We start from the raw sequence: 14,676 nt of genomic DNA, 5'->3' as shown, positions 1-14,676 counted from the left end.
TTATTTACCAAACACGAATAAAAGTAGAATAGCGATTAAAAAACAATAAATTGCGGCTGTTTCAGATAGCGACATCCCGATAATCATTATTGTTCTAACTTTTGAAGCAGCTTCGGGATTACGACCAACCGCTTCGGCTGCTCGACCACTAGCTAGACCTTGGCCTAAACCGGTACCAAAGCAACCAATCATACATATTCCAGCACCTATAGCTATTAATCCTTGTTTATCCATAATTACCTCCTAATAAATATTTTTTGAATAATTAATAATATGATTTTTATTTGTGTTTTTAATAGTTTTATTTTTTTGTTTAATCGAGACTTCGTTTGACCAATAAATTGTGGTTAAAACTGTAAAAATTAATGCTTGAATGATGGCCCCAAATATATCAAAAAACATATGTAATCACGGAGTGATAATTGTTGCAAAAAAGTAAAGTTGGGGGCCTGGAAAAATTAATGATCAAATTCAGCCAGCAGCATAATATACTGACGCTAAAATTACCGAACCACCAATTATATTGCCAAACATCCGCGCACTTAATGAAATTAAAGGCGAAAATTGACCAATTAAATCTACTGGGTTAATATAGCGTTTAAAAAATCTAAAACGCTGGTATCAAAAACCAACTAAATATATACCTACAAATGTTATTGCTGCTAAAGTAAAAGTAACAGAATATGAACTAGCTATTGGTTCAAGTCCTATTAAACCTAGCATATTTCCTACTAATAAAAATGTAGCTAACGAAAATATATAAAAACGGGCAATTGGTAATTTATTTGAAGATGTTTCATCATATGTATTATCAATACCAGTGACATATGCTTCGGCAATTATTTGTGTTGCACTCGGTGCTTTATTGATTTTTGTGTGTTTTTTGATTTTAATAAAAACAACCAGGCTAATTATAAAAATAATTAAAACAGTGAAAATTAAAGATAGCAATTGTGCTTGATTTCACACTCCAAGATTAGCAATGATAATTTGCATAGACCTCCTTTCTGCTTTTGGTTTTTACAAAATGAGCAAATATGATTGCTATTTGAACATTAGTGATCCCAAAACAAAATGTAAAAACATTGATCGGATACAACATTATGTTTTTATAACCACTTTTGGAATGATTAATAAATAACATAAGGCCTAGTATCAAACCTATCAAAGTCAGTGTCATAAATAAATATAAAATTGCTACAAAGACATTTTTAATTCGTAACAGCGAATTAATATATACATAACGAAGTTCAAAACTTAAATATGAAACACACGCTCCGATTACGTACCCAAATACTAAAGAAGTATCTATAAAAAATCAAAATAAAGAAAAAAATACCGATAACACTAGCAACATAATAAAATGAATTTTGCGTATAGTGTTAATATATTTTATCTCCATTTAGCCTCGCTCTAATATGTAAATACTAATGCTATTTTAATACTTTAAGCAATTTAATAAATAAAAAAAGTGCTTTTTTTCTTCCAAAAGTTTAATTAAATAAAAATCAATATTTATTTCCGGAATTTTTTAATATAAACATTAATTACATTTAACAATTTTGGTTTAAAAATAAAAAAATTGATAAAGTCAATACAATTTAATTCTTAAATTAATTTTTAATATAAAAAATAAAACACTATATATAAATTTAAATATGTAATTAAACTATAAAATTACAAACCTTAATTTTCCAATGATTATAAAATTGTTTATTCATTAATAAAATAAACAAAAAATTAACACTTTACAATGTTAATTTTTGATATCCATCTTTATGCGTGGTTAATTATTGTTTGAAATTAAAAAATTTTTAAAATTAAGCTTCATCAAAAGGGTCAACAAAATATTCAGGCATTAAATAACTATCAGTTTTAACTTTTCAATAAAAACTTTGTTGATTTTTTTTATCATCTTTTGAGCCAAAAATAGTTCTTACTTGACCATCAAATAAATGAATACCGTTTAAACCGTGACCATCTATGGTATTTTGTCCTTCTGATAAAACACCAACTACATCACCTTTGTAATCATAAACAAAAGTCCCTGAAGAACCTCCCGATAAATCAGCAGCTCGGCGATCAAAAGAAACTTGTGTTGAAGCAAATTGGTTACTGTAATTTTTGGCATTTGTAAAAGCTGATGAATACATCAATAAATACTCACGATATCTTGAACCTAATATAAAATCTTTATTATTTGTTTTATCAGCAGGAAACGAAGCTATATATCAATTAAGAGCTGAATTATCAGCAAAAAATTTTGAATCATTACTTAGTTTGATAAATGGTACTTTAATTCAATTTAAGAAAAATTGAATGACCGCTTTTTTAGTTTCATCTAAATTAAAACTCTCTAATTTGCCATTACCGTATTTTTGAAATAAGTTTTTTAAATCAACAGTCCCAATACTTAAATCAAAATTTTTATTATTAGATGTTATTTTTTCACCCTCGGTAGATAAAATAACATCATTAGGATTGAAGTTTTTATATTCTCTGTATCTCATTTCAAAATCAGCATTAGCTCATTTGTAAAAATCTGATTCTGCACGGTGTGGTGATTTTTGAGCTTGACCTTTTGGACCTTTATTAATTAATTTTGGCACCATTATTTCATGTAAAGGGCCCGTTCTTGTTAAATCTAAATTATTGCTGCCAGTCGCAACGTGATCGTTTGTAGCAATTCAAAATTCAAAATCGTTATCATCGTTTGGTTTAACTTTGCCTAATAAATTTCAGGTTCCAAAACCAGCTCTAAACGATCTTTGACGAGCTGTATTAATACCAATAGAATTATCTTCTTTAAATAATCTTTTGGCCGATTTAGTTTCAATTTGATCTTTGAAAATAAATGGTGTTTCTCTAAAATCATTATATTTTTTAGCATAAATATAGTTGTCAATGTTATAAACAGAGAATTCAGGTACAATTTCACTTAAATTATCTAATTTTTGTTCATTATATTCTAAATTTAATTCTTTTTGTAAATATATAAAGCCAAAAATAGCTGGACTTACAAAAATAGTTTTAGTGCTTGATGTGTTGTGTTCGCTAATTAAATTTGTAAATTTATATTCATTTTTAGCTTTTATTTCTAAACTAACTTTTTGAGTTACAGCATCATAATTTAGTGCAAAATCAAAGTTATTACGAATTTTATTGTAATTATGTTCTTGAACAAATTGATCACTAAATAACTCATAGTAATGAAAATTTAAATTTTCGTGTCGCGAGTTTTGTTTAAGCATTTTTAAACTTACGGGAACTACTATTTCGCTAGCAACGCTCCTAAAATCAAATAAATCAAAATTAACACGATCGTGAATACTTAATTCGAATTTAAAAAATAATATTGAGGAATCTTCATTTAACTGATTAAGATTTTTAAAAGCATTTAATTTTTTTGTTAAAGTAATTTTATCTTTATTTTTATTAAATTCAAATTGTTTGTTTTTAATTAATTCACGAGGTGCATAAATACGTAAGTTTTCATATTCTTCGCTATTTAGTCGCTTAATACGGTGTTCATATAAATTAGCATCATTATCTTTATATTCAATAATATTTTTTTCATAATCTAAAAGATGTTGGCTTATGGCTCATAAATTATTTAGCGAAAAATCAATATTTTTATTGCTTGAATATTGATTTCTATTTATTCATTGTTCACGAATTTTGTATCGATTTGTGTTTTGATCAGTTTGTAAATTATTGTTGTTTAAGCCGTTTGCTAAAAAATTAATTTGATCATATTGATCGTAATTAAAATGATAAGAAATTTTTTTATTAGCGTAATTTGCTAAATTTACTTTTGAAATTGGAATTGAACTTTGTTTGGTTGCCACATCAATTTTAGTTAAAGAATACTCACTAAATTCCGCTAAATTGTTTAAATTAAACTTTCATAAATTTTCGAAAGGGACACTAATTTTACGATTTTGTCTTACTGATTTGACATAGTCTGGGTTTAAATTTTCAACTTTGCGCTCAAAACTAAAATCAAAAACCATATTTTTATAGTATTCAATATCATTTGAATTAAAATCAAATAGTGCTGAACCATAAACATTTTTGTTTTCATTATCTAAATAAAATTGTAAAAAACTCAAGTTTAAAGATTTATTTAAATTTAAAGTTTCAAAAATCCGGCTTTGATCACTTTGTTTGTACGAATAAACATTGTTATCAATAAAAATATTACTAATTAAAAACTTATTATAATTTTTTGGTAAATGTTCAATGTTAAAGTTAGCACCATTAGTTGTTAAATTAGTCGAATTTAAAATAGTAATATAAGGATTTGTAACATCCAAAGACTTAACCATTATTTTAATATTGTTATTAGTGTTTTGAGTATTTTGTCAATTAATGTTTAGAATATTATTTTGGACATTTGTTGAATTAATGTTTATTTCATTTTGAGCACGAGTGTATATGTCTACTTTTTGATTATCTTCATTAAATAGTTCAAAATTTCCTTGAATCGATTCAAAAACATAGTGATTATATTTTTTAGATTTAGCGAAGAATTTTTGTCCGTCTTTAAGTACATAAAAATCTTTATCTTGTGAATTTGCAATAAAAAGTTCTAGATTTTGATTGGTATTTAAAATTGTTGCGTATGTATTTTGTTTCAAAACATCAACATTATTATTTACTAAATTATCAAAATAAATGTTGTTTGGTTGAATTTGTTTAATTTTTTCAATATTAAAATCTGTATTTAAAACCTCATCAACTTGAATTTGACTAACCAAAGGGATCGGATTGTGAACAGAATTTACAGCAGCATATTTAGTTTGAATTTGAGTATTTGATTCTGAATTATTAGCTTGTTTTTTAATATCAAAAATATTTTTTTGATTATAAGTCAAACTCTTAGTATATTTATTTAAACCTTTATCATCGGTATAAATATCAATATTACTTATTACGTAAGATTTAGAAGAATTTAATGAGTTAAAATCTAAAATTTGAGTCTTTAAATTAACAATATTAGACTCAAAAGTTAAATTATTATTCTCGACATCTTTTAATAACACTTTTAAATATAAATCTTCACTTAAAGATGTACTGAATTTAAGTTGAAAAACATCTTGTTCAGATTCAATTAAGGAATTTTGGAAATTCAACTCATATTGAGGTAATGCGTCAAAATCGGTTGAATCTGGCGATGAAGATTGTTTATCAGTTTTATTTTGAACTTGGTTGTCATTTTTGTTTTGATTTGTTTGATTTGGGGTGAATTTTTGTTTATTTTGGGTAGAATTATTCGTATTTGATGATTGTTCGTTTGGTTGTTTTTTAGTGCTATTTTCAGTTGTAATTTCGTTTGTTTTATTCGGAGTTAATTTTTGATCATTTGGAATAGATTTGTCTTGATCTGGATTTATTGGTTTATTTTGTGTATCGCTTTCACTAGGTTCGATTTTAGAAATAGAATTATTATCTTCTTTTTTCTTTTTAATGGTTTCAATTTGTGTTGATTCATGTTTATTTTGTTGGTTTGACTGCTTTGGATCAGAATTTTCAATTTCTTTATCTTGCATTTTTTTATTTTTTGTAGGTGAACAAGCACTCAAAATAATAGAGTTTGCCACTAACAAACTAAAACCTAATAATTTTTTCTTTATTTTTTTCATTTTTATTCCTTTTTACAAAATCTAAATTTATGTTTAAAAATTTATTTTTAAGATATAAATAATTTTAATGAAAAACAAAAAATAAATTATAAATTTAACACAAAAAAACTATATTAAATTTATTAACGATATACAATTTATCTATAAAATATTATTTAGATAATTCAAGGTGGAAAAATGAAAAAAAAATTAAAACTTAAAATATTTTTGCCTTTGGCATTTGAAACGACCACCACATTAGCTATTTCAGTAAGCTGTAACACTAATAAACAAGAACAAAATGAAAAAAATGGTAACCAAAACCCAACCAATAAAACAGCAGAAAAGAATAATAAACAAAACTTAAAACCAAAGAACAATAAACAAACAAATCAATCTCAAAACAATCCAAATATCAAAACCGATAAAAAAGAATCACAAGATCCTTTAACACAACAAAAACAAAACGATAGCTCTAATAGTCAAAATCAAAATAACTCGGCTAAAACTGAACAAGATAACACAGATCAACCTCAAACGCAAAAAAATATCACTGATAAACAGAATAAAAACGAATCCGCTAAAACTGAGAAAAATAATATAACTCAATCTCAAGATAATATCACAGATGACCAAGTTCAAAATAACACCCAAACTAGTCAAGATGATATGTCTCAATCTCAAAGTCAACAATCTCAAAATGATATCAACCAAGACCAAAATGAACAAGATAACAATAATCAAATCAATAATTCACAAAATTTACCTGAAAATAATCATTCTAAACAAAATGGTATAGATATATCTCAATTAGCAAAAGAAAAACCTGAAGAATTAAGCACTAATAAAGCTCATTTAGCCAATGATAACGCTACCAATTCAATAGATTATCAATTTAGTGATTTAAATGTTAATGTATATAACCAAACAGAATTGTTTCCTTCGCGTGTTTCACAAATATATGCTGATTTTTTGACCAAAAAAAATAATTCTAAACTACCAAATGAACAATTTAAAAAATATGTTCAAACTCAAAGCAATGCTCAATTTTTAAATTCCAGAGCTAATGGTAATAATGTAGAAGTATTTTTTAAAATCAATTCAAATGACAATAACTTTGAATTAAGTTATACTGAAGATAATAGTAATGTAGTCAAAAGCATAAATTTAGAAAAACTACAAATTGGATTATATAAAGGGTTAATTAATTTAAGTGACAACGTTAATAAAATAACATTAAAATCTTTAAAAAATATGATTAATAATACTGTGTTAATTTCTAGTTTTGAGACAAATGGGCAAATCGATACTGAAAAAAATGAAGTAAATCAATCAGCACTAAATTATTATTCATATTCAAAATGAACTAAAACTAGCAAAAAAGAAAAAAATGTTGATATGTTAAAATTTGCGTTTGATATCTCGCAGGTCTCAAATTCCACCACAACAAGCGCAACATTTCAAATTAAATATTTTAATAATAGCGGACAAGAAATTACTAAAAAATTTGATAAATTCGATCTAAGAGGTACAGATCGTAGATTTAGAGTTTCCTTGCCAAAAAATGATATTAAGTGAATTAAAGGTATTTATTTACAAAACAATTTAACTGGTTCAAAATATGTTAAATTAAATTTATCAACTAATGAAATTCTTAATCCTAGTTTAGAAATTGAAAATTTAACCAACTTAACGATTACATCTTTAAATAAAGAAAACACAAACAATAAAATAATTTTAAATTATCTAAAACAAAATAATTTCACTTTAACAGCAGCAAAAGCGCTTGTGAAAAGTTCAAATCCTTTTGAACCTTGATCAAAAATTATTGATTTAGAAATAAATCAAAATCAATTGAGTTTTGACAAAAGTGTTTTACCGTCTCATTTAAATTCATTCGTAATTACAGATGTTCAATTAAATAACGAAGAAATTATAAATTTAGGTTTAAAAAACAACAATTATATTTTTGAAATAGCTAAAAACATACCAGATAATAGTGTTTCTTTAAGTGCTTTTGATGTGTTTAAAGACGAACAAAACAAAAGAATCTATGGTAGTTTAAAATTAAATTTTAATCAATCTAATATTGAAAAATTCCGCGATAAATGAATTCTATTAGAATTTAACTTAGATCAAATTAGTGATTCAAGTCCTGCCTCATTTCAATTTGAAACAAAATACAAAACAGTAGTTAAATTTGAAGACTATGCTAAATTTGGACTAAATGGTTTTGATGAAGGTGTTAATTTTAGCTTAATTAAAGCCTCTTTTGTTTCACCTTACAATTTGAATTCTTATTCAAAAATTAATTTAGATCAATTAAGTCAAAAAACATTTAGATATTATTTTAATTATGATGATGTCGGAATTAAACAAAAATTAAATTTAAATAATCAGAGCAATTTAGACAACCAAACTTATTCAAAATTATTATCTACAAGTTTAAATTTAACTAAAAATGATCTATTTGAATTAGTTAATAAAGATACAACTAATGACACTATTTTATATAGTGAGCAAAATTTTTACGCGTGATTAAGATATTCAAGATATGTAACTAGAGAAAAATCAAATAATCTTAAAAAAATTAAAATGATTGACCCTAGCAATGGTCAAGAAATTAAATACCAAGTAGTATTAGGTAAAGAAATTTTAGCCAATACTTTGTGAAATTTTAATGATAATCACACACAAGCTACAATTGAAAAAGATTTAGATGTGTATCAAAATTGAGATAATTTTAGTGATCAAACAATTTTTAGTTTAAAATTTGGTTTTGATTTAAATAAAATTAAATTACAGGATTATTACAATCTTGACTTAAAGAAATTAAACAAAAGTAACTTAACGATTTCATTTAGTTATGCTGATTTTAAAAAATTAAACCAAAATGAGTCTTTAATTCCAGCTGTCGATTTTGATGCTAAAATCGACACACTTTCGACTAATGAGTGACGTTTAAAAGCAATATTATATAATTATGGATTTAGAGTAATTAAATTAGATAATAAAAAAGTTAAATTTATAGTTTTTGCTAAAAAAGAGCAAACACACCTAAGTGATAATCCAAGTGTACAATATTTTGCTAACCATAAAAGTGCTTTATTAAATGATGCACGTTTATTAATTGAATATCCTGAATTTCAAAATCAAACCTACAATGTAAGTTTTAATTCTAAAGCCTTAAAAAACGGGGCTGTTTCAATTAGCACAAATAAAACATTGTTAGATAAAAATAATATCGCACAGGGTTTAAATACCACAAGTTTTCATGATTATAAATTAACTGGTTCTAAAGCGGATGAAATTCCTGCTCGTCGCTTATTCAAAGAAGATGCTACAGCTGGAGGTTTAAAATCAGTAAGAGAAAGAGTATTTTCATTAAACAATGGTTCAAGTTCTTCTAATTCTATTTTAGGACGTGTTAATCCTAAAAACGACAATGATTTTAGATTTTATTTCATTACAAACACTCATGTTTTAAAACAATTTAAAAATTTAGATATAAATCCATCATTAGATCATGATTACACAAGAAAAATCACAGTTAATTTTAGAATTCCAATTGAATTTGCTAAACCAGCTGATTATGAAACAAATGGTAGTAAAAATCCATTTACAAGTGAATTATTTTGATCACAAGGTTTTGATGCTAATTTAGAAGTTGTTTCTGATTATCGTGACCGTAATAGTTTTTGAAACTTTAATAAGTTTAAAGATGGTTATGGCAATGATTTAAGTGAAAATGAAGGTGCTAGACGAATTGATATGAGTATTGCAATTATAGATTTAAGTTCATTTTTCATTAAATACGACAACAATTCAACAGCCTTTAACAATTTAAATGAAAAAGATAAAAAAATAGCAAAATATATTTTAAATTGAAAAAATTTACCAATGATAAAAGCTTCAAAAGAGTCATACCATGTAAATGATTACACTAATTTAAATTGATTTTTTGGTGGTTTTCCTGTGGATGGAAATTTCACAACAAATAAAGATAACGCTAGAGGACAAAGATATCGCGAATATCTTTTTGCCCACACCCAATCTATTCAACGTAAAGTGCACGGAAATACAAGTGTCCGGAATAATGCTATTGCTTTTCCAAAAAGTATAACTGATACAAATGGTGGAGCATCGGGAAGCAGTGTTTATGATAGTCAAGGTAATTTAGCAGCTTTATATTCTGCAGCAGATCCGGGCGCGAATGGTTATGGATACTCATACATTATTAACGGTAATAAATATGATTTTTATAGTGATGGAACCAGACCTTTTAACCAAGCAAGTTTTTATGAAAAAATAAGATTATTAGCTTATTTATATCCAAATAGATACAATCAAAAAGATTTTAATGAAAAAGGATTTTGATTTATTTAACAAAATAAAAAAATAGAAATTAATTATAAATTTCTATTTTTTTTAAAAAATTAATTAATTTATTGTGTGTTGGCTGCGGTGTGCGTTTTTTGGGTTATTCTTTGTAAAACGGTTTGTAATTCACCTCCGAATTCAAATATAGTATTAGTTTTAAAGTCAGTGTCTATCATGTTTTTAGCTTGCGTTTCATCTTTAGGCAGTGTTTTTTCATATAATTGTAAATCACGTGCTATGTAGAAAAGGTTATAAAATTGTGCAACATAGTTAGGGATGTATTGAGCTAAAGATTTTTGTTGATCTGCATCTAGAGTGGCTTGGTTTGCGTAATTTTGATCAAAAATCATTCTATAAACGTTTAATTCATTATATAAAGAATCAAATTTAGCTTGTAAATATTTATTACTAAATATTGCCTTTAGTTGATTAAGATCCAATTCTTGCATTAAATCTTTAAATTCTTCTAAATAAACATCATTTGCTTGTGTTGAATTATCTGTGGTTGATGTTGTCTCACTTGACTTTGGCATTTCACTTGGTGTTTCAGGTTTAGCAGTTTGATCACTTGGACTTGTTGTTTCATTTGATTTTGGCATTTCGCTTGGTGTTTGTGGTTGAGGTGTTGAAGGTTTTTGATCTTTTTCGTTTACGCAAGCAGCTGCTACAAATGAAAATGTTGGCACAAGAGCAAGAGTTGGTAAAAACAATTTTAAATTAAATTTTTTCATAAATACCTTTCATATTTTAAGTTTATGACAAAATTTTACTTTTTTTTTTTTTTTTTGCAAACAAAATGCAAGTTTTTCTTTTTGATTAAACAAAAAAAGATAAATTTTTTAATAAAAAACACAATTACTTTGTGGTTTAAAAAAGCAATTGTGTTTATTTAGAAGTGTATATATCAGCATATAAATCTGGATACAAATATGCTAATTTTTTTGTTTCGGCAACAAAAGAATTAGGATTATTTAAATTTCTAACATCACCAAAAAATGAAATTTTTTGGGTATCAAACATTAAAAAAGTTATAAATCTGTCGTTATTATTAATATCAGGACCTATTCCTGAACCAGAATTGATAACTCCTATTAAATCTCCGCTACCATCAAATACACCTGTACCAGAGGAACCACCCTCTAAATCCACGGCATTTTGTTTAATGTTAAAAACTCGCGCAAAATAATTATCAAAAGCTATAGGTGAGCGATATTGTGTTATTTGAGGAATATTAGTTATTAAATATTCGCGATAACGACGAACCGATTGAGGTGTAGAAGCAGAATTTGCTGATGCATTCACTGGAAATGAACCTAGATATCAATTTAAAGATGAATAATCATTATAATGATAAACTTCATTACTTATTTTTAATGGTTTTAAATTATCTAAATTTAAAACAAAATCTACAACTGCTTTTTCGTTATTTTTTAATGTATAACCTTCAAAAGTGTAAGTGGGATTGCCTTTTTGATTAGCAAAATATTTAAAAAAGAAACTAAAATCAATTTCAGCAATACTAAAATCCATATTTTTATTTTCATCTTTTTCAGCTAAAATATTTCCGCTGTCATCATATTGAATACCATGTAAATAATGTAAATTTGAATTAATATTTTTGCCATTACGATCTTTTTCGTCTTTAATATGAAAATCTTTAATCATTTTAAAACTTATTTGATCATCAATAGGGATTTTAATGCGGCCTAAAACACTGTCAACTTGACGAGCCTGTTCTTTATTTTTTTCAAATTGGTATAAATTTTCTATACCTTGAGCGTTGATGTAATCATCGCTATTAAAGGTTTGGTTGAAAAATCACAAACGATTAATTTTATCTTTTTCGTCTTTACCATAATGGTACACATTATCATCGATATAATATGGATGTTGAGGATTATTTTTAATTTCGTTTTTTGAAAAAACACTTGGAACTAATAATGAATCTACTCTGCGATTACCAAAATAAGAAAATTCAAACAAATTATTAATAAAATTATTTAATTCATCCACAATAATAAAAGCAGTAATATGCGAATTTGTCATTACATAGTAGCGATGATCTTTATTATTACTTCGACCAATAACGCTTCAACTTCCGCCGCCAGCACCTAACGAAAAAGCACGTGAACGAATGTTTTGGCTACCTTTGGTTACATCTTCTTTGCTTAATCTAGTAGCAAATTTTTCAGGGTTAGTTTCTTTAAGATTAAAATCTATATTTGGGTAGTAGCTATTATCCTTATTCGCTTTAGTAATTGAGTTATTAGACAAAGCATCAGGATGTTTAGGGATAAATTTTATATAGTCGGCAACATCTTCATTTTGTGCTTGCAAGTGATGAATGAATAAATAATTATTGCCAATAAACGCAGATTCTCCAGCTTCATCGTTATGTTGAGCAGCAATTTCAAAAAGTTTAGCATTAGCTTTAGGTGTTATTTGTAATTTGACATTTATATTATTAGTAGTGTTAGTTGTGTTAGCTTTTTTTCTTATATCTAAACTAAAAGCAAAATTTTTGTGAATATAATTTAATACATTTTTAGCAACATCAGCATTAGCCCCAATATAGGTTAAATCTAGATGAGGATTGATTATTTTAGTGTGCGACATCAATTTAGATAAAGGGTATGAAATTTTTATAATTGAGCGTGCTTTTTGTACTTCTGAAAAATGTCGTAGATTGGTTTGATAAGGATCAAATTCAAACGCAAAAGTAATTATGGTTTTATCTGGTTCTAAATTTTTGAACTCATATAAAGATAAATCTTTTTCTAAACTAGCTTGTGAATTATTTTTATCAATTTTAAAATAGGTGTTTTGTACATAGTCTTTAGCCAAAAACGGAGCTAATTTATAAGTGTTATTGTTTTTAATAATATTTAAATTAAGCTTTTCGTAGTTTAAATCATACTTTTCAAAACTATTTTCAAAAGTAAAATTAAAATATGTATCAAGTTGAGAATCAACTAATTGGGCTAATTCAGCATCATTTTGATATTGATAATTTGTTTGATTATTAAGTAATTTAGTTCTTTGAATAAAATAATTATCATTATGGTTTTGTAATTTTAAATTATCTGCAAAAACATTATTTTTAACATCATCTATATTAATTTTAACAAAACTTTCAACCTTAGAATCACCTTCTAAAACACTAATTTTGTCTAATTTATATTCCACGTTTTTAAACAATTTATTAATCTGGAATTTAGCTAAATCATAATTTTTAACATAAATAATTCTAGGCGGAAATAAAGTGTTTCTTTTATAAACATCATTTGCATTTTTTAAAACTGGTGAAAACGTTAATGCAAATGTTTTTTGGTTTAAATACTCTTTATTTTCTTGTGTTAAATTTAATTTTAAAGCACCATACAAATTATTTTGATCTCTAAATATTTTAAGATCACCGGCACGTAAATCATTGAGAGTATTATTATTTTTAAATTCGTATTTAGGATAATAATTTAATGAATAAGCATATTTACCAGCTGAATATGAAGTAATAATAAAATTATTTATATGTTTTGGTAATGAAGTTAAATCAAATTCAAAAACTTTTTTAGAATTAGATTGTTTTGATTGAAAAATTTGAGCATATGGCATTAAAAAATTACCAGATTTAACCATTATTCTAATTTGATTTACTGCTAAATCACTTGAAAAATTCAATGTTAAAAGTTTTGAATCGTTATCAAAATTTAGTGAAAATTCACCTATATTTCGGTCTGTTTTTTGGGATTGATAATATTGACCTTTTAATTGATATTCGTGTGAAAGAGTGTTTGAAAATTCACTATCTTGAACTGCTGCATATGTTTTAAAATAATCTAAATAATTATTTGTGATTGAATCATATAAATTGGGGTTTTGTGTTGCAATATTTAAATCATTGCTAGTAGTATTAAATTTAATTAAATCTGAATCTAAATTTTGCAAATTCACATCAGTAATATTAGAGTTAGTGATAGTGTTTTCGTCTAACTCATTTGAAGGTTGTGCAATAAATTCTTCTTTTTCTTGTTCTTGATTTTCTGTTTGTGTATTATCCTTTTGAGTATTTTCATCATCAGATTCAGTGTTTTGTTGAATATTTTCAGTTTTTATTGAATCTTTTTCACTTCGCTTTACTATAGATTGATTTTGTGATTGTTGTTTATTTGTATCTTGGTTTTGTGTATGTAAATTATTGTTTTCAGTTTTTATTGGGTCGTTATTATTTGTATTTGATATATGTTTAGGTTGCGATTCTTGTTTTTGCTCGCTTTGTTGGCTTTTATTATCTGGTTCAATGGGTTTAATAACATTTGGATTATCTTGTCTATCATTATTTATTTTAGTTTTGTCATCAGTGTCATTTTTTTCACTCGGTTTAGAAGGTTTAGCACAAGCTGCTAAACTAGGTAATAAACCAGTAGATAAAGTCAAGCCAGTAAAAATTAATCATTTTTTACTTTTTTTCATTTTGCTACTTCCCTTTATTTAACTATTAATTAATGTCTGTTAATCAACAAAAATATATTGTATATTTAGCTAACAAAAAAATATTTATATTTTAATTATTTTTAAATATAATTTTGGAAAACTTATAGATTTTAATTGTATTTTATAATTGAATTTTCAATATTAATTTGTTGATTTAGTGTTGTTTTGAATAATGTGGGTT

The 14,676-nt window shown here is 25.6% G+C and carries 6 protein-coding genes; 1 reads left to right on the top strand and 5 read right to left on the bottom strand.

All coding sequences use genetic code 4. The annotated features are described in order from the left end of the window. The 3 genes from atpE to EG856_RS00770 form a co-directional block, all read right to left on the bottom strand. Positions 1-234: an ATP synthase F0 subunit C gene (atpE, locus tag EG856_RS00780; RefSeq protein WP_130429242.1), complete on the bottom strand. Its 234-nt coding sequence runs from the start codon at positions 232-234 to the stop codon at positions 1-3. 9 nt (positions 235-243) lie between these two features. Then, on the bottom strand, positions 244-996 hold the full coding sequence (locus EG856_RS00775) for a F0F1 ATP synthase subunit A (protein ID WP_130429241.1): 753 nt from the start codon (positions 994-996) through the stop codon (positions 244-246). 824 nt (positions 997-1,820) lie between these two features. Beyond that, positions 1,821-5,645 (bottom strand): hypothetical protein, encoded by a 3,825-nt coding sequence (locus EG856_RS00770; RefSeq protein WP_130429240.1) that lies wholly within the window; start codon positions 5,643-5,645, stop codon positions 1,821-1,823. Between the two features lie 177 nt (positions 5,646-5,822). On the opposite strand from EG856_RS00770, the gene EG856_RS00765 reads away from it, so the two are divergent. Continuing rightward, positions 5,823-10,010, top strand: coding sequence for a hypothetical protein (locus EG856_RS00765; RefSeq protein WP_130429239.1), 4,188 nt, complete (start codon positions 5,823-5,825; stop codon positions 10,008-10,010). A gap of 59 nt (positions 10,011-10,069) precedes the next feature. Here EG856_RS00765 and EG856_RS00760 read toward each other — a convergent pair whose 3' ends face one another. Both EG856_RS00760 and EG856_RS00755 read right to left on the bottom strand, forming a co-directional pair. Continuing rightward, positions 10,070-10,735: a hypothetical protein gene (locus EG856_RS00760; RefSeq protein ID WP_130429238.1), complete on the bottom strand. Its 666-nt coding sequence runs from the start codon at positions 10,733-10,735 to the stop codon at positions 10,070-10,072. 154 nt (positions 10,736-10,889) lie between these two features. Next, entirely contained in the window at positions 10,890-14,474 is a 3,585-nt protein-coding gene (locus EG856_RS00755; protein ID WP_130429237.1) for a hypothetical protein, read from the bottom strand. Positions 14,475-14,676 lie beyond the last annotated feature (202 nt).

Source organism: Mycoplasmopsis phocirhinis (genome assembly GCF_004216495.1).
GTDB classification, from domain to species: Bacteria; Bacillota_I; Bacilli_A; order Mycoplasmatales; family Metamycoplasmataceae; genus Mycoplasmopsis; species Mycoplasmopsis phocirhinis.
This window is presented reverse-complemented; position numbering and strand designations above follow the sequence as displayed.